Below are 17,171 nucleotides of genomic sequence, written 5' to 3' on the forward strand. Positions count from 1 at the left end.
GTGACGCGTTCACCGGACTTTGCGGCGAGGTACTCGACGTACTGGACGAACGCCTCCCGGCAACCCGTCGCTGCGGGCGGACAGTCAGGCAAGGACATCGTGTTCGGCGACGAAGGCGTCGGCGGGGATATGGGTGACCGACTGCACACCAGAATCTGGTGATGCCACCTGTCAGGTGACCGTGATCGATTGGGCGACGGCTCCACTGCTGTCGCACACCACAGTCACGGTCTGGTCGCCGGGAGGAGTACCGAAATACAGAGTGAGAGAGCCGGTGCCATCCGCCACTCCGTCGAGGAAGAGTGCCTCGTTCGCATCGGTGGTGGCTATGCATGTCTCCCCGGGCGCGGCGCCCGTAATGAATATGTCGGCACCGCCGGGGCCGCCATAGATGTTGGCGTAGTAGCCCTGGGCGGGTCCGGGGGCGGGTGCTGGGGCTGGTCCCGGACCGGGGCCGGTGGGTGCGACCGTGACCCATTGGCCGTAGCCCCCGCTGCTGTCGCACGCCAGAGTCACCTGGTGGTCGCCGGGCTCAGCTGGAATAAAGATAGCCAGAAACCCCGCATCATCCACCACGTCACCAAAGGTGTAGCCGTTGTCGGTGACCAGGCAGTTCTCCCCGGGCGTACCGTCGGTTACATACACTTCGACCTCGTCGGCGCCCCCATAGACCTCAATAGTTGCGGCCGAGGCTATCCCGTGACCGAGCAGTACCAGGGGAACCGTAGCGCCGACACACATCGCGGCGCGAAGGCCGGCGTGTTTCATGATCGAACCGGTGATTCGGGGCGCCGGTGTGGCGGTGGCGACGCGAGCGGCGGACTTGACGGTCTTGGGGAACATGGCGGGTCCTTTTCTGTGAGAGCTTTTGCGGGTACGAAAAGGATCTGGGATGTCGCTTGTCGGATTCTGAATGAAATCTTGCGATGGTCTCCGCGAGCTCGACGCGGGCCCGGTGCCCGGCCCAAGCGGTGGCGACGGGCTTGGGGGTCGATGCCGCCTCGCATCGGCGCCGTGGGCTGGAAGGTCTCGGCGAAGATCCTTGACGTCAAGGATCTTCTCTGTCCGGACCACGTATGAGACGTCAATGCCACCGATGCGACTTCGCCGGCTGCACAAACCCGCGCACATGCGGTTGGGGACCAACGCCGTCAACCGCACCGAATACCACCTGCGCCGCCGCAACCTCGCCTGTATCCTCGCCGATGTCCGCGGCCTGCCGGCCGACCCGCGCCATCGCCGCCGCGATCCGCACCGGCCTCGCCCGTGGCGAAGCCATCGAGGAGATCGAGGAACGGATCCGCTGCGCGGAAGCGGCCGGGTTACCCCTCACCCTCTGGTGACTGGTCGCCGAATCGAGTACCCGCGTGAATCCACACCTCAGAGCGGAAGCTGACCACCGCGGCGTAGCGTGCGAAAGGTGTCGCGCACGGGGGCTTCTCCGCGTGCATGCGTTCATCGACGAATCGAAGCGGGGCGAGTACGCCCTGTGTGCGGTGATGGTCGCGTCCGGCGACCTCGCGGCTCTGCGGAAGCAGATGAAGGTGCTCCGCCCGCCGGGCACTCCTGCATTCAATGACCGGCGTCGGGAAGAAGCTGGCACCGAAGATAGTCGCCGAGGTCGCGCGATTGGAGGCGACCAGCCGGATCTATGTGATGAGCTCGCGGAAGGTCAACGAACGCCAGGCCCGCGACGTCACCCTGGCAGCCGCGCTGCGCGACTTGGCGCAGATGCCGGTGACGAAACTTGCACTGGTCACCGGGATCGGCGCCGTCGGAACCGACACGTATCGGCTTCTGCAGTCGGCCGTCGCCGGTCACCTGGATTTCGCCGGACGCCCGCTCGGTGCCCGACTCGCACCCGAGGTGTTGCGCGCAGGCTGGTCCCGAGAGCGGCGAGCACGAAGCTCGCCGCTCTCATCCGGGCTGGTCGGTCGGGGAGGTCGTCGCCCCAGCTGTTACGTGCTCACCGACCGGTGAGTGCCCGGGCCTGATCTGTCAAAGCGACTGTCGCCGCACGCAACTGGTCGACGGAGTCGAGTGGCTCTGCGTAGCCGACCCGGGTCACGGCCACGCCGCGGGGGGTGGTGACCCGCAGGTCCAGTCCGTAGCGATCGGCGCCCTCACAGGTGACCGTCTTCGCATCGGGGAATCCACCGAGCGCCTGGGCCATGGCGCGCAGGGCGTCCGCGTGGTCGGCGTTGAGGTGCTCGATCGCCGGGCCGGCATGCGGGGTTACGGGGTCTGCTGTCGCGGCGGCGTAGGACTCTTCGCTCGCCGAGTCCATTCGCCCGTAACCGCCGACCCATCGCACACGCTGCACCCGCAGCACCCAGAGCGAGAAGTCGCTGAAGTCGATGTAGACGTGCGCCGCCGGGACGGCCGCCAGGTGCGCCTCCCGCGCGGCGGCGAGCTCGTCGCCTTCCGGGCGATAGACGTACCCGGCGAGGGTGATGCGGGTGCTGGCCAGTGGATCGGCGGGCGGGTTCGGCGCGACGATCGCGATGCTGGCGCGAGGATCGTGCGCGAGGTTGCGGCCGTGCTCGGCCATCTGCGACACACACAGCACTGGCGAGCCGTCGAGCAGACCGTAGGTGACGAACGACGCCCACGGGTCGCCGTCCCTGGTCAGGCTCGCGAGGGTGCCTACGTTCGTCGTGGCCGCGACCGTCCGGGCCTCCTCGGCAGCGGACGGGCGGGCCGGATTGACGACCTCCTCCAGCGGCGGCGGCACGGTCGGGGCGTCACCGGGATCTCCGTGATCAAGGTTGGTCATTCGTTGAACGGTACCCCGCCGGAAATTGCGGGTGGCATTGCCGTCGACCTGCGCTTACCGTTGAACTGAGGGCTCGATCGCGAAGAGGCTATGCGAGTGCGACCGGGTCCTCGCAAAGCGTGATCGTGGGTGATGCGAGATGACCGCGTTGGGCGTGCTGGCGCTGGTGCTGGGTGTGCTGTTGATCGTCGTCGAGGCACACGCACCCACCGCGGGTGTGCTCGGCGGGCTCGGGGCACTGTTCGTCGGGGCCGGCGTGTGGCTGCTGTTCACGTCCAGCGACACCGCACAGATGATCGCCATCCCGGCGGCCGCCGGAGTCGCGGTGGTCGGAGTGGGTCTCGCGGTGGTGGGCGGCCGGAAGGCGCTCGCCGCCGGGCACGCGCCCGTGCGCACCGGGATGCAATCCCTCGTCGGATCCGACGCCACCGTCCGCAACTGGAAAGGACGGCAAGGTCAGGTCGAGGCCGCCGGAAGCCTCTGGAAGGCGCAAACACTGTTCGGGGACGACGAGACACCGACCGCCGGCGACTCCGTCATCGTCGAGCAGATCCGCGGACTCACCCTCACCGTGCGCCGCCGCGAACCATGGGAGCTGGAGATATGACCACAATCATCGTCATCCTGTGCGTCGTCATCACCCTCCTCGCCGTCCTCGCGAGCAGCTCGATCCGGGTGCTGCGCGAGTACGAGCGGGCCGTCGTGTTCCGGCTGGGCCGGTTGGTCGACCTGAAGGGTCCGGGACTTGTGCTGCTGATCCCGGCGATCGACCGGATGGAACGGGTCAGCCTGCGGACCGTGACCCTGAAGATCCCCGTTCAGGAAGTGATCACCCACGACAACGTGCCTGCCAAGGTCACCGCCGTCGCCTACTTCCGGGTGGTCGACGCCGACCGGGCGATCGTCGAGGTCGAGGACTTCCTGGCCGCCACCCTGCAGATCGCCCAGACCACCCTGCGCTCGATCCTCGGCAAGGCCGACCTCGACGCCCTGCTGGGCGAGCGGGAACGCCTCAACGAAGACCTGCAGAAGGTCATCGACCAGCAGACCGAACCGTGGGGTGTGAAGGTCACCACCGTCGAGATCAAGGACGTCGAGATCCCCGCCAACATGCAACGGGCCATCGCCCGGCAGGCCGAGGCGGAGCGTGAGCGCCGCGCCAAGATCATCAACGCCGAAGCCGAGTTCCAGGCCTCCGCGAAACTCGTCGAGGCCGCCGACGTCATCAGCCGCAACCCGACGACGCTGCAGCTGCGTTACCTGCAGACCCTCAGCGCCATGGGCGGCGAGAACAACTCGACCGTCGTCTTCCCGATGCCCCTCGACCTGGTCCGACCGTTCCTCACCGCGGCCAAGGACGCGGCAGCGGCGGACGACGGCGACGAGCGGGTCCGGTTCGAGGCGCAGGCCAACCTCGCCGCGATGATCCCGCCCGCCGGCCCGGAGGCGCGCGCACCGCACCACGCACGAAACTGACGTCGTGCCCCACCGTTCACCGTCCGGCCACCGCGCGTGCCCCGGGAGGTGACCGGAGTGCGCTTGGCTAGGGTGGACAAATAGTGGCGTCCACCCGGGCACCTGCCCCCGTCGGGGCGAGCGGAAGCGAGAGACCGATGAGCGGCACCGAGGCAGCCGACATACGGACGGCCGAGTATCCGCGACCGTCACATTTCGTGCTGCACCTCAGCGACACCCATCTCGTCGACGACGACCTGCTGTACGGGGCCGTCGACAGCGAGGCAACCCTGCGGCAGATCTTCACCGAGATCGAGTCGTCGCACGCCCGCCCGGACGCCCTGGTGTTCACCGGCGACCTCACCGACCGGGGCCAGCCGGGCGCCTACGAGAAGCTGAGGGCGATCGTCGAACCGGTCGCCGCGTCGCTTGGTGCGCAGGTAATCTGGGCGATGGGCAACCACGACGACCGCGGCCACTTCCGGACGGAACTGCTCGGGCAGGAACCGTCGTACGAGCCGATCGATCACGTCTACGACGTCGACGGACTGCGCATCGTCACCCTCGACACGACGGTGCCGGGACATCACCACGGGGAGATCTCCGAGAGCCAATTGATCTGGCTGGCACAGCAGCTCGCGGTTCCGGCACCGCACGGAACCATCCTGGCGCTGCATCACCCGCCGGTGCCATGCGTCCTCGACCTGGCGGTGCTGGTGGAGTTGCGTGACCAGCCGCGCCTCGCCGACGTGCTCAACGGCAGCGACGTCCGGTCGATCCTCGCGGGACATCTGCACTACTCGACGACGGCGACGTTTGCGGGCATCCCCGTCTCCGTCGCGTCGGCCACCTGCTACACCCAGGACCTCAACGTCCCTGCCGGGGCGTTGCGCGGGCGCGACGGCGCCCAGGGCTATAACCTCGTGCACGTGTACCCGGAGACGATCGTGCATTCGGTGGTCCCGATGGGCAGCTACGACACCGTCGGCGAATACGTCACCGCCGAGGAAACCGAGCAGCGGCTCGCAGCCGAGGGCGTGCGGATCCCGGACGCCGGTGAACAGGCCGTCATGCGGGTGCGGGTGTAGTCAGCCCCTGCGCGGGAACTTCTCCCGGTACGCCATGACGTCGGAGAGCCGGAACCGGCGGTGGGTGCCGCGCATCTCGATGGGCAGGGCGCCGGAGTCGGCAAGCCGGCGCACGTAGGTGTCGGAGACGCCGAGGATCTCCGCGGCCTGCGACGTGGTGAGCAGGTCCGCGACCGCACCGAGCGCCACACTCTGCCCGTCGGCGAGCAGGGTGAGCAGTTCCAGCACCGCGTCGCGCGCGGGGTCGGGCAGCACCGTTCCGTCGAGGGTGACGATCGGCGACCCGTCGAGGGCGGTCCCAAGCTCGGCCGCGACCGTCGGGTCGAGCGCGGAAACGATGTGGTCGATGCTCATGGATCCACGATCTCATGAGCCCGGACGGCGACGCCTCGCGGCGGTAGTCTTGCTGTGTGGACGAATTGCACGATCCCGACGCCTTCGAACTCGCGCGTGCCGGTCAGATCGACGTGACACCGGAGATAGACGAGATCGGGGAGCTGCTGCGCAAGTCCGGCCGCAAACACGCCATCGACGACATCGACGAACCGTGGCGGCACGGGTACCCGTACGACGAGAAGATGACGCGGCGGCAGTACGAGAACCGCAAGCGCAAACTGCAGATCGAGCTGCTCAAATTCCAGGCGTGGGTGAAGGAGAACGGCGAGAAAGTCGTCGTCATCTTCGAGGGCCGGGACGCGGCCGGCAAGGGTGGCGCGATCAAGCGGTTCACCGAACACCTCAACCCTCGTGGCGCGCGGGTGGTGGCGCTGGAGAAGCCCACCGAACGCGAACGCACCCAGTGGTACTTCCAGCGGTACGTCCAGCACCTGCCCGCCGGCGGGGAGATCGTGATGATGGACCGCTCCTGGTACAACCGCGCCGGCGTCGAACGCGTCATGGGCTACTGCACCCCCAACGAGTACCTGGAGTTCACCCGGTCTGCGCCGGAGTTCGAGCGGATGCTCGTGCAGTCGGGCATCCACATCGTGAAGTTCTGGTTCTCGGTGGGCCGGGAGGAGCAGCACGCCCGGTTCGTCTCCCGCAGCACCGATCCCGTCAAGCAGTGGAAGCTGTCACCCACCGACCTCGCGAGCCTCGACAAGTGGGACGCCTACACCGAGGCCAAAGATGCGATGCTCTTCTACACCGACACGCCGCAGGCGCCGTGGACGGTCGTGAAATCGAACGACAAGAAGCGGGCCCGGATCGAGGCGATCCGCTGGGTGCTCCACAAATTCGATTACAGCGGCAAGGACCTGCGGGTGGTCGGCACCCCCGACCCGCTCCTCATCGGCTCTCCCGCAACGGTCTACGACGAGGGCGAGCGTCCGAACGACGCGTTTCCCGCCGTCTGATCAGACGCCGGTCTCCCACGGCGCCGGGATGGGGAAGTAGTTCTCCAGGAACTGCGTCACCTTCCTGGTCCGCAATTCCAGGTCGATCTCGGGTGCGCTGCCGTCGTTGAGGCAGAAGAAGTCCATCGACCGCTTCGCGAGCAACGAGTCCATGTCGCGGAGCCCCGACTTCATCGTCGTGTCGACGTACTTCACCCGCGCCGCCGTCTGCACCACCGCGCGGCCACTCATCAACGCGTAGTAGTGATACAGCGAATTCGTCACCGAAATGTTGGTGCTGGCGCGGAAAGTGCTTGCGGCCGTAGCGGCGAACTCGTCGGGGAACTCCTTCTCCATCTCCTCCATCACACTCTTGCGGAGCGGGGTGGCGGCGTGTTCGAGGTGCCGGGTGGTCATCAGACCGAAGCGGTCCTGCAGCAGCCGGCGGTTTACGCGGGCCGCGTTCTCGAATCCGCTGCGCTCGTCGTCGTTGTGGCCCAAACCGATTCGGGTGGTCGCCTCGATGAACATCGTGATGCCGCCGGGGGAGAAGAACATCTGCGGACCCACCGAGCGGCCGAAGAACATGTCGTCGTTGGAATACAGGAAATGCTCGGCGAGACCGGGGATGTGGTGCAGCTGGCTCTCGACGGCCTGCGAATTGTGGGTGGGCAGCACCGACGGGTCGGCGAAGAACTCCTCGCTCGGCATGAACGTGACCCGCGGGTCGTCGGCGAGCCACGCGGGACGGTCGGAGTCGGTGGCGACGAAGATGCGGCGGATCCACGGCGCGTACATGTGCACCGAGCGCAGCGCGTACTTCAGCTCGTCGATCTGCCGGAACCGGGCGGCCGAATCGTCACCCTCGCCGACCACGTAGCTTTGCATCCGCTTGGCGCGCTGCGCCTGGAACTCCGCCGACGAGCCGTCCACCCAGGAGAACACCAGGTCGACGTCGAAATTGATGTCCGACGCATGGTCGGCGAACATGTTCTCGATGGTGGGCCACACCCGCCCGAACCGCTCGACGGTGCCGCGGACCGCCTCCTCCGAGCGCACCACCCGCCGGGTCAGGGAGTTCTCCATCGGCAGCACGATCTCGTCGTCACTGATCGACCACAGCTCGATCTGCACACCCGTCGACGCTCCGTAACTCAGGCCGCTGGCCAGGTGCACCCGCGGACGGAACAGCCGGAAGATGCGGGCCTTCGACGTCGCGGACAGGCTGCCGTCGGAGACCAGGACCGCGGGACCCTTGGCGTCGACGGTCTTGGAGTAGAACGGACGGTCCTCACACGCGGCGACCAGGGCCGCCCGCAACGCCTTGCGTTGCGCCCAGTTGACCGCGATGACCGGGCGTTCGTCGTTGCCCCGCACCAGCAGATACTCGATCCCGGCGCCGTCGAGGACGTCGCGGACGAACAGCAGGTCCTCGACCATCGCCTCGTGCGGCGTGGTGTGCGTGATCGGCAGCGCGAAGCGGCCCTTGAACCGGACCACGTCGACGCGGTCACGCAATCTCGACGCCGCGGCGGCGGAGGCATGGGCAACGGCGTCCGCGGTCTCCTGCTCCGGGGGTACGAAGTAGACGTCATGCGGAGCGGAGGATTGAGTAATGTCGGGCCTTTCGGTGGCTGTCGCGAGTGCGATCCTGCCCAGTCTAGGCGCTGCGGTGCGGCTACCGCCTTCGAGTAAGCGTCGGACGCGAAGTACCACGTCGGACGCTTCCCGGCCGGAATCTGTTAGGAAGGACCCATGGCCGATCGCACCGGGGACATCGACGCACCGAAACGGGATGCCTGTCAGGCTTTCGAGGACGTCGTCGCGCTCCTGAACTATCCGATGTTCGTGGTGACCACACGGTCGGAAGACGAGATGTCGGGGTGCCTCGTCGGGTTCGCGTCGCAGGTCAGCATCAACCCGCCGCGCTTCCTGGTCGGACTGTCCAACAAGAATCACACCTTCTCGGTGGCCTCGCAGGCGGAGCGTTTGGCGGTGCACCTCCTGACCCGTGACCATGTCGCGCTCGCGACGCTCTTCGGCGCGCAGACCGGGGACGAGATCGACAAGTTCGCCCGATGCGACTGGCATCCCGGCCCGCACGGGCTGCCGATCCTGGACGATTCACCGGCATGGTTCAGCGGCCGAATCCTCGAACGACTCGAACTGGGTGACCACGTCGCGTTCCTCCTCGCCCCGGAGACCGGATCCGCCCCGGACGACCTCGGTCAGCTGGTCACCTTCTCCGACGTGCGCGACCTCGAACCCGGGCACGAGGCGTGATGCCGCAGATGTGCAAGCTGAGCAGCGGTGCCGACGAGGTGCCGGCGGAAGAGTTCTACCGCGACCCGCCGGACGGGGTACGGGTGAACATGGTTGCCAGCCTGGACGGTGCGGCGGCGTTCGGCGGACGCGTCCGGCCCCTATCCGACCCGGTGGATCACCAACTCCTCCGCGCGATGCGTGCGTATGCCGACGTAGTGCTCGTCGGGGCCGGCACCGTCCGCGCCGAAACGTACGGACCGGTGCAGCTGACGGAAGAACAGGCTCGGTATCGACTCGAACGGTGGGGACTCGACACACCACCACCGATTGCCGTCGTGACACGAACGGGGAATCTTCCCCCCGGTTCACCACTGTTCGCGGGTGGTGTCAGGCCGATCGTCGTCACCACCCGACGGGTGGCAGAAACGCGCGGGGCAGCACTCGGGGAGTCGGCGGACATCGTCGTGGCGGGTGACGACAGCGTCGAGATGCCTGCCCTCATGGCCGCTCTGCGGGACCGCGGGTTCGGCCGAATCCTGTGCGAGGGCGGCCCCACCCTCCTCCACGATCTCGTCACACACGATCTGGTGGACGAGATGTGCTTGACCCTCGCCCCGCGATTGGCCGGTCCGCAAACACTGCCCGCATCGTCTGGCCCGACAGTGCAAGCGCCGCGCACACTTTCACTCGAGCATGCTCTGATCAACGACGACTTTCTCTACCTGCGCTACGGCCGGGAAACGCAGCGCGGCTGACGCTGCTGCCGTCAGTCCAGGACCGTGAAGAACGAATCGCCGTCCTCCGCGGACCCGTCGATCTGCCCCCGGTCGGTGCGCGAGTCCTGCACGATGACGCCCTCGACCACGTCGGCGTGCTTGTTTCCGAACACCGGAATGTCGATGTCCTCCTCGTCGATGACACGGTCGACGTCCTCGCTCAGCTGGTCGTCGGGGAGATCCGCCAACGACACCTCGCTCTGCTCCTCGAGCATCACGTCGGGCTCTTCCTCGGACAACTTCTCGTCGAGGGACTCACCCTCCCGCTCCTCGCGCGCCGTGGTGCCGAACTTGTCGGCCTCACTCCACCCGTCGGGCGGATCGACGACGTCGTCGCCGTCGTTGTTGCGCACGTCGTCGGAGTCCAGGCTCTCGCTGGGGCTCAGCGTGTCACCGGGCCCGTCTTCGATACTCATAAGCATCAAATGCCCAGATCACGCGTTGTTGAAACTTCGATCGATCGAGGTCAGGCGACGGCCGGAGCACTCCGCAACGTCTCGAGCGCCGCGATCTGCGCCGGCGACCACGGCGCCGAGTTCACCCGACTCGAATCGAGGTGCACGAGTACGACGGTCAGCTCCGCGGCCTGCACGCCGTCCTGGTGGAGGGTGATCAGGAAGGTCAGCGAGGTGGTGCCGATCCGGTCCAGGGCGACGACGACGTCCGCGTCGCCGGTGAACAGTTCGCGTCCGAAGTTGCTGACGACGCTCACCACAGCGGTCTGTGTGGCCGGGTCGAGGAGGTCGCCGCACGCCTCGTCGAGCGCCCGGGACCACGCCGCACCCGCCGCCTCGTGCGCGCAGTAGAACGGCACATGGCGGCTCACGGACGCCGGCGCGTCCGGCCCCGAGTTGTTCCGCAGCGCAATCGTGTAACGAGGCATGGATCGGACATTACCCAGGGGCAACGGTCACCACGCGCCCGGGGACTACTGACCCGGACCGACTGCAGCGAGGAGTCTCTCCAGGGCGTACGGCCAGGGTATGCGTTCCTGCTCCAGGCGGAGATCGTCCTCGCGCAGGGACTGCAGGGCGGCGGCTTCGGATTCGGTGAGATGGGATACCTCGTTGAAGGTGGGCTTGTGCTCGCGGACCGCGAGGGTCCGCCACCGATCCAGGGTGTCCGTGTCCATCAACAGACTCCGCACGTGCGGAAGATGTCGGCGCAGACGGTCGAGGATGGCGAAACCGTGACTGTCGAGGTCGCCCCAATACCAGACCTCCGAGTTGACGACCCACGGAATTCCGGCCAACTCGTGAACCGTGTAGCCGCCACCGTGCAGTGCCACCGTCTCCGCCAGCCGAGGTAGCGCATACAGGCCCTCTTTGTTCTCGAGAATCACGGTGCGCGCCGGGGCCAGCGGCAATGCGGTGAGTTCCTCCACAGAGGTCGCGAAGCGCCTCGGAGTTCCGATCAGGAGATCGGGATCGCACAGAGCGACGTCTCGCATGCCGGGCAGGCTCCGGATACCGAGTTCCCGGTGTCCGCGAACGCCCTCGAGCAGAGTCTCCACCATTCCGCGATGACGCGAGAGCCATTTCGTGTCGACGCCCGGAACGGGAAGTTGACGAATGAAGTACCCGGAGTTCGGATGGTCGCTCAACCACCGCGCGATGGTTGTCAGCCTGACGAAGTCGTCGTCGTCCAGGTCGAGCCAGTTCGCCGCGGTCGCGGCGACCGCTGCCGACAACGTCTCGGTGCCGGGACCAAGGCGGTCGACAAGTACGTCACGACGAATCATCAGGGCGCGCCATTCGGTTTCGCGGCCACCCGCGGACGCAATCTGGCCGGCCCCGGAAAGTGTCAGCCGCACCGGCACCTCCTGTGTGCCGAAGCTCGGCCATCGGCGCATCGCCCACTCCACGTGGCCGGCGCCGGTGTAGGCGCGCCAGGAGCGGACCCACGCGACGACCGCGTCGGGATCCTCGGCAATCTGGTGCTCGGACGGCGGATGCAGGGCAACCGTCAGTGAATCCTGTTCGGCAAGTGAGGGGTCGGCCAGCCAGCGACGTCGGCGACTGCTGTAGGTGGTCAGCGCCTTCGCCGCGGCAGCGGGCGGCAGAACACACCGCACACTCATGTGGTGCCCACGTCGTCGAATTCGATGAGGCTGAGTTCGGTGTGCATCCGGTCGCGGATGCTCACGGTCACAGCGCCGCCGATGTACTCCTCGAGGGTGCCGAGTAACTTGAGTGGGGTCGCGAGCACCATGTGAAAACCGAACTGCGCGAATACATCCAGTGCTCGGCGTGTGTACGCGGAGTCGGCCCGGTCGAACGCCTCATCCAGGATGACGGTGCCGTACCGGGGAAGGTCTGCGCCGTCGGGGGCGAGCTGATACCGCAACGCCGCTGCCAGGCAGAAGAACACGAGTTTCTGTGCCTGACCGCCAGACAATCCCGAGCTCGAATCGTGGTAGTTGCGAGCCTCTCCGGCACCGTCGACCTCCACGCCGATGAACCCGACGTGCAGGCGAGTGTCCAGAACCTGGCGCTGCCACCGCTGATCCGCGGGTTCCTTCGACGCCAGGCGCTCCAGCACAGCCGCCATCCGCTCGAATCGTTCCTCGGCTGCGGGACGCTGTTCGATGTCCCATCCACCACTCGTGATCCGGGTCAGGTCGTCGAGGAAATCGGCCGCCGCCGGCGACCGTCGCTCGCGGACGTCGATGCGCAACCATCGGTCGGTGTCGAACGCGGAACGGTGCAGTGAGTCGTTCACCGGATCGATGCGGGAACGGATCTCGGCGGGCGCCTTGCGGATCGTGCGAGCGAGTTCGCCGATATTGCGGTGAGACTGGTCGTGCAGCAACTGGAAGAACCGATCTTCGTACCGGGGAAGGCCGTCGGAGCGCAGGCGCTGGAGGATCGTCAGTGCGTCGTCGACGTATTCGGCGTCGATCCGCAGCTCACCGCCGCGAGACTCCCATCGCGCCAGATACTGGGAGAGGATCCTGACGATCGACGCGTCGGCGGCGGACACCGCGCTCTGTGCGTCAGCCCTGTCCTTGCCGATACCCTGGCCGACCTCGAACAGCGCCTTGTCGATGTTGTCCGACGTCACTCGGCGCGCGAACTTCTGGAATCGCGCCCTGATCCGCGCGGCGACAGCATCGGGAGCCGCATCATCCGCGTCGAGCTCGGCCCGCGCGATCCGCGTCTCGAGTTCCGTCACCGCAGTTCGATGCACCGTCAACGCAGTATCCGCCTGCCGCCGGGCTGCGTCGGCCTCGTTCTCTGCCTTCTTGGCGAGCTCGAGGGCAACCGACACCGCAGAATGCTCCGGGTTGTCCTGCTGCCATGATTCGAGACGGTTGTCCACGGCGTCGACGGCAGCCTGCGCACCGCTCACGTCGACGTCCACCCACTGAGCATCGAGGACTGTCTGTGCTGCGCGGTTCTGGACGGCGATCTGCTGGTCCTCACGGTCCAGCGCGTCGAGTCGGCTCGTCGCACCTGCGATCGTGACATCGAGATCTGCGATTCGCCGGCGAATGTCCTCGAGTTTGGCTTCGTTGTCGAATCCGAGAACCCACCGCCGGCGATCGTCGATGCGGCTGCGGTCATCCTTCTCGTGCCGCTCCGCGGAGTGCTTGACCTGCCCGGCGCGTGTCACGGCGCGCGCGTGATCCGTGAATTCGGCAGCGGTGTCGACGCATGCATAGTCGTAGCGGTCTGCGAGATGGTGGTGGATCCACGCGGCGAGCGGACCGTCGGCGACCTCCACGCGACGCACCAGGGACAACGCCCCGGTCTTCGGCACCGCCGACGGTGTGACACCCACCCGCACTCGGCGATACACCAGGCGCGCGCCGAGGTGGGTGGCATCGACGGCCGCGGCAACCGCCGGATACACGTCGTCCGGGACGAGCAGGGTTCGGCCGAGGCCGCCGAGGACTCGCTCGATGGGTCCGGTCCACTCGGAGTATTCGTCCCGCACCGCAATCAACTCGCCGGCGAAGGGCACCGCGTCGTCCGGAACACCTGCGGCGGAACAGATCGACTCGCGCGCGCGGAGCAGAGTCGGATCGATGTTGGAACGTCTGCGGGCGACGATCTCGCGATCGGTGATCAGCGCCGCGCGCTCCTTCTGCGCGGTGCCGCGCTGTTCGGCGAGCGCGTAGCGGGCGCCGTGCCGTGCCTCGTGGGCGGTGGTGGCCTGACGCGCCTGATCCTCGAGTTGTCCCCGCAGTCGCGCGAACTCCTCGGAGGTCTCCGGAACGGTTCCTTCCCAGGCCGACACCGCCTCGGCGATCTGCTGGCGCCTGATTCGGACGCGCGCAAGCGTCTTCAGTTCCGCGTCTCGCTGCGCGTGGAGGGTGGCCAGTCTGCCGCCCCCGATGCCCTCGAGTTTCATGGTCAGATCGAGGGTCTCCTGCCGTGCACGCTCGGCAGCGGCGGTGGCTTCGCTCGCACCCGCCTCCAGCAGAGGCGTCAGGGCATGGCGTTCAGTGCATTCACCGCGCAGGAGGAACAAGGTCATCTCCGCGTGAACCGCTCCGAGATGCGCGTTCTCCTCGTCCGTGTCGCGCAGGGACTGAAGCCCGCGTTGCCGGGTGTCGGCAAGATCGACGAGCGGTGCGAGCATCTCCACCTGACGCCGCGCGTCGACGACGACGCGGTGCGCCTCCTGCAGGTCGTGGAACTGGTTGACCGCACGTTCGGCCATCGTGAAGGTGTTCGGAGTGTCGAGCATGTAGTCGCGGAACAACTGGTCGAGGCTGCCGAGGCTCTTCGCGGACAAGGTGCGGTGCAGCAGGCGCTGAGCGCCCTCCGACGAGATGCCGAGGCGGGAGCGGAAACTACGGGCGAACGGCCCGTAGGCCGGGCTGACCGTCGACTCCGGCCACCGCTTCCTGATCGCCCTCGTGTCGATGCCGCGCGTCGTGAACGACGTGAAGTCGGTCAGGTCGAGTTCGTGTTCGAGAATCAGATGGAGGTGGGTGACATCCGCTGCGGCGTTCTGGCCGCGACCCAGATGCATGAGTTTGACGAGGGTGATCGGCGGATCGTCGGTGCCGGCGCGGTAGGTGAGGGCGATCCCGCTCCACGTCGCGCCGGTGCGCAGGTACGAGGCGACCAGACCATCGGTGTCGGCGCCCGCCTCCCGCCGCCACGCGCCACGGATGTACGTGACGAAGTTGCGTCCCGAGTTCGTGGCCTCCTGCGCGGCCGCGTTGAACCGCAGTTGATTGCCCGGGACGAGCACAGCCGAGATGGCATCGATGAGCGTGGACTTGCCGGAGCCGGAATTGCCGGTGATCAGGAAGCCCTTACGGGCCACGGAAAGATCGTGGTGACCGTGCAACGTCCCCCAGTTGACGACCTGAACGCGCGCCAGACGGCGCTGACCGGGAGGGATCACGGTGTGTCCTCCTCCAGAATGCGCCGAAACTCCACTTCGACCAGAGCGACCTGTTCGGCATCGAACAGCTGCCGCAACACCGGGGAGATTTCCATTCGGTCGTCGGTCGACGTCTTCGTGAGCAGCGAATACTTGTCGAGCTTCTTCCACGACGCGTTGATGCGCTTCGCGTAACCGGCCGGGTCGGTGTCGCCGGCCGTGCGATACAGCTCGAGCTGTTCGCGCAGTTCGTCGAGGTCGACCATCACCCGTTCGCCGGGTTGCGCGCGCAGCAGTCGTTGGCGCAATGCGAGCAGCATGACGGTGTCCATGAAGGTCAGACGCTCGGTGCGCAGCACCGTGGGGGTATTGGCATTGCCGGTCTCGGCGGGGCGGGTGAACGCCAGCTCGTTCTCGTCGTCGATGACGAGATCGAGGAAGACGTCGGCGAGTCGGGACCGGAGGAGGCGCTCGTCCCGGATCACCGCACGCCACACCTCGGGATGTTTGGCCGCGGTGACGAGAGGGCCCTTGAGTAGCTGCACGAACGCGCGCCGCGTCTCGAGGTCCAGTTCGCCGGTGTCGCCGGGGTAATGGCCGCCGGCCATCGGCTCGTGGGTCATGTCGAGCTCCCCGTGGGTGCGAACGCCGGACGAGCGGTGAACTCGTCGGCGGCAGGATCGAACAGGTGACGACGAATTGTCGCCCGACGCGATACTCCGGCTCCCGAGATCCAGTGGATGTCTTCGGTGCCGTCGATCGCGTGCCCGTGGTGGGTGGCAAGGACCATCAATCCGACTGCGCTCGCGAGTCCTTGGGTGGCAGGGTACTCGCGCAGGACGTCACCGATCGTGGCGCGACCGTGCGCGCGCAGCGTCGCCGCGACGTTGTCGGACAGTTCGTCCATATCGATCTCGGATTCTCGGACGAGCTTTCGAAGTTCATCGAGATCGACGGTCCCGGGGTCGTGGGTACGCACCGGCTCGGTGACGAGGTTGTCGGCAGGGTTGTGCAGGCGCAGAGCTGCGACCGATTCGATGCTCATACCGACGCGCACCAGGTCGAGGTCGAGCAGGTCGAAGGGTCGACGACGTGTGGCCACGGCGACAGCACTCTGCTGCGCGCTGCGCAGCAACCGCTGCAGCCGGCGGTGTTCCTCGTAGTGACGCGACTGGACGAAATGACGCAACGACCGGGACAGGGATGTCATCGTCGAATGCACTTCGGAGCCAGCCGTTTCCATCTCGGTCAGTAATGCGCGGAACCGTCGTTTCTGATCGTTGGTCAATTGGGAGGCGAACGGCCGCCGCAGCACTGCATCGATCCACTCGTCGATCTGAGACGACCGGGCCGGATCGAGAATCATGTCGTAGAAGGCAGAGAAGCTGCGGCCGGCATCGGAATCTCCGATCAGGTCGACCCCGCGGAACACATCTCCCAGAGTGTCGCCGCGATCACCGTCGTCATCGAGGATGCGGGCTCGCAGATCACGGTTGAGTTCCTCGAGTTCGGCGCGGACGCGGGCGAAATCGGCGGGGACCTCCGAGGCCAGCGCGAGAATCTCGGCAGAACGCTCGACAGCGCGTTCGCCGTCGAGGACTGGGAAGACTCCCGACTCCACCGCTGCGATCTGCTGATCGATCGACGACCGTTCGGCCAGCAGCGCGGCGAGACGGGTTTCCGCGCGGGGATCGGAATCCCGCGCGAGGGCCTGCAACTGGGTGGAGAGCGTGGTCAGGCGGGATTCGGTTGCCGAACTCGCCTGGCTGGTGAAGCCCGCGACGAAGGCCATCGCGGCGAACGCGCCCTCCGTCGGTTCCAGGGTCTCCTCACGGGTACCGGCCGCTGCTCGTCGGAGCAGGTATCCGGACCGCACCCACTCGGTGCAATAGGCCTGACCGGTTCGCGGGAAGTCGAGGCCCTCGTCGCGCATGGTCTGCAGATCGGAGTCCAAGCGGGCGAAGAGTTCCGGAGCAGGGAGGCGGCGGGTCCCATGGTCGAAGTGCCGGCCCAACAGCGCCAGAATTGCCGGCGCGGTATCGGCCCGCAGCAACGTCCACGCGGCGTGGTCCTGCCGCAGGCGAAGAAGCCGATGCACGTCGGCGGTGATGGACATCGAACTCCTCTCGTAGTG

General features: G+C 66.9%; 18 protein-coding genes. 8 read left to right on the forward strand and 10 right to left on the reverse strand.

Annotation, left to right across the window (positions count from 1 at the left end):
- Positions 1–171: 171 nt before the first annotated feature.
- On the reverse strand, positions 172–843 hold the full coding sequence (locus QM806_RS09590; protein ID WP_283291185.1) for a hypothetical protein: 672 nt from the start codon (positions 841–843) through the stop codon (positions 172–174).
- A gap of 362 nt (positions 844–1,205) precedes the next feature.
- Here QM806_RS09590 and QM806_RS41355 point away from each other — a divergent pair, with 362 nt between their 5' ends.
- Both QM806_RS41355 and QM806_RS09600 read left to right on the forward strand, forming a co-directional pair.
- A complete protein-coding gene (locus tag QM806_RS41355; protein WP_005561925.1) occupies positions 1,206–1,343 on the forward strand; it encodes a hypothetical protein in 138 nt (45 codons plus the stop codon).
- Between the two features lie 232 nt (positions 1,344–1,575).
- A complete protein-coding gene (locus QM806_RS09600; RefSeq protein WP_169692984.1) occupies positions 1,576–1,980 on the forward strand; it encodes a hypothetical protein in 405 nt (134 codons plus the stop codon).
- On the opposite strand, the gene QM806_RS09605 is transcribed toward QM806_RS09600, so the two are convergent.
- The gene (locus QM806_RS09605; protein ID WP_283291187.1) at positions 1,967–2,776 is read right to left on the reverse strand and encodes a HugZ family pyridoxamine 5'-phosphate oxidase; all 810 of its coding nucleotides are present in this window, start codon (positions 2,774–2,776) and stop codon (positions 1,967–1,969) included. The two genes, QM806_RS09600 and QM806_RS09605, sit on opposite strands and share 14 nt — an antisense overlap.
- Before the next feature lie 139 nt (positions 2,777–2,915).
- On the opposite strand from QM806_RS09605, the gene QM806_RS09610 reads away from it, so the two are divergent.
- The 3 genes from QM806_RS09610 (at position 2,916) to QM806_RS09620 (ending at position 5,319) form a co-directional block, all read left to right on the forward strand.
- On the forward strand, positions 2,916–3,383 hold the full coding sequence (locus QM806_RS09610; RefSeq protein WP_005570922.1) for an NfeD family protein: 468 nt from the start codon (positions 2,916–2,918) through the stop codon (positions 3,381–3,383).
- On the forward strand, positions 3,380–4,252 hold the full coding sequence (locus tag QM806_RS09615) for a slipin family protein (protein ID WP_005570923.1): 873 nt from the start codon (positions 3,380–3,382) through the stop codon (positions 4,250–4,252). The genes QM806_RS09610 and QM806_RS09615 overlap by 4 nt, the downstream gene beginning before the upstream one ends.
- Before the next feature lie 137 nt (positions 4,253–4,389).
- Positions 4,390–5,319 (forward strand): phosphodiesterase, encoded by a 930-nt coding sequence (locus tag QM806_RS09620; protein WP_005570924.1) that lies wholly within the window; start codon positions 4,390–4,392, stop codon positions 5,317–5,319.
- Here the strand turns inward: QM806_RS09620 and QM806_RS09625 are convergent, their stop codons facing one another.
- Positions 5,320–5,673: a helix-turn-helix domain-containing protein gene (locus QM806_RS09625; protein WP_005570925.1), complete on the reverse strand. Its 354-nt coding sequence runs from the start codon at positions 5,671–5,673 to the stop codon at positions 5,320–5,322.
- Positions 5,674–5,729: 56 nt separating this feature from the next.
- On the opposite strand from QM806_RS09625, the gene ppk2 reads away from it, so the two are divergent.
- On the forward strand, positions 5,730–6,674 hold the full coding sequence (gene ppk2 / locus QM806_RS09630; RefSeq protein WP_005570926.1) for a polyphosphate kinase 2: 945 nt from the start codon (positions 5,730–5,732) through the stop codon (positions 6,672–6,674).
- Here ppk2 and QM806_RS09635 read toward each other — a convergent pair whose 3' ends face one another.
- On the reverse strand, positions 6,675–8,369 hold the full coding sequence (locus QM806_RS09635) for a stealth family protein (RefSeq protein WP_283291191.1): 1,695 nt from the start codon (positions 8,367–8,369) through the stop codon (positions 6,675–6,677).
- Positions 8,370–8,408: 39 nt separating this feature from the next.
- Here QM806_RS09635 and QM806_RS09640 point away from each other — a divergent pair, with 39 nt between their 5' ends.
- Both QM806_RS09640 and QM806_RS09645 read left to right on the forward strand, forming a co-directional pair.
- Positions 8,409–8,936 carry a flavin reductase family protein gene (locus QM806_RS09640; RefSeq protein ID WP_133984766.1) on the forward strand — a complete coding sequence of 176 codons (528 nt, stop codon included), beginning with the start codon at positions 8,409–8,411 and terminating at the stop codon, positions 8,934–8,936.
- The gene (locus QM806_RS09645) at positions 8,936–9,673 is read left to right on the forward strand and encodes a pyrimidine reductase family protein (protein WP_283291193.1); all 738 of its coding nucleotides are present in this window, start codon (positions 8,936–8,938) and stop codon (positions 9,671–9,673) included. Before QM806_RS09640 ends, QM806_RS09645 begins: the two co-directional genes overlap by 1 nt.
- A gap of 11 nt (positions 9,674–9,684) precedes the next feature.
- Here QM806_RS09645 and QM806_RS09650 read toward each other — a convergent pair whose 3' ends face one another.
- The 6 genes from QM806_RS09650 to QM806_RS09675 are packed head-to-tail and all read right to left on the reverse strand — an operon-like array spanning position 9,685 to position 17,153.
- Positions 9,685–10,116 (reverse strand): hypothetical protein, encoded by a 432-nt coding sequence (locus QM806_RS09650; protein ID WP_133984762.1) that lies wholly within the window; start codon positions 10,114–10,116, stop codon positions 9,685–9,687.
- A 44-nt stretch (positions 10,117–10,160) separates the two neighbouring features.
- Entirely contained in the window at positions 10,161–10,577 is a 417-nt protein-coding gene (locus QM806_RS09655) for an acyl-CoA thioesterase (protein WP_283291196.1), read from the reverse strand.
- A gap of 45 nt (positions 10,578–10,622) precedes the next feature.
- On the reverse strand, positions 10,623–11,774 hold the full coding sequence (locus tag QM806_RS09660; protein WP_167118946.1) for a DUF3322 domain-containing protein: 1,152 nt from the start codon (positions 11,772–11,774) through the stop codon (positions 10,623–10,625).
- Positions 11,771–15,058, reverse strand: a complete 3,288-nt coding sequence (locus QM806_RS09665; protein ID WP_167118944.1) for an ATP-binding protein — start codon at positions 15,056–15,058, stop codon at positions 11,771–11,773. The genes QM806_RS09660 and QM806_RS09665 overlap by 4 nt, the downstream gene beginning before the upstream one ends.
- Positions 15,055–15,660: a DUF4194 domain-containing protein gene (locus QM806_RS09670; protein ID WP_133984754.1), complete on the reverse strand. Its 606-nt coding sequence runs from the start codon at positions 15,658–15,660 to the stop codon at positions 15,055–15,057. The genes QM806_RS09665 and QM806_RS09670 overlap by 4 nt, the downstream gene beginning before the upstream one ends.
- The gene (locus QM806_RS09675) at positions 15,657–17,153 is read right to left on the reverse strand and encodes a DUF3375 domain-containing protein (RefSeq protein WP_133984752.1); all 1,497 of its coding nucleotides are present in this window, start codon (positions 17,151–17,153) and stop codon (positions 15,657–15,659) included. The genes QM806_RS09670 and QM806_RS09675 overlap by 4 nt, the downstream gene beginning before the upstream one ends.
- Between the last annotated feature and the right edge of the window lie 18 nt (positions 17,154–17,171).

The sequence above is a fragment of the Rhodococcus sp. IEGM 1351 genome (genome assembly GCF_030056875.1).
Lineage (GTDB): Bacteria > Actinomycetota > Actinomycetes > Mycobacteriales > Mycobacteriaceae > Rhodococcus_F > Rhodococcus_F opacus.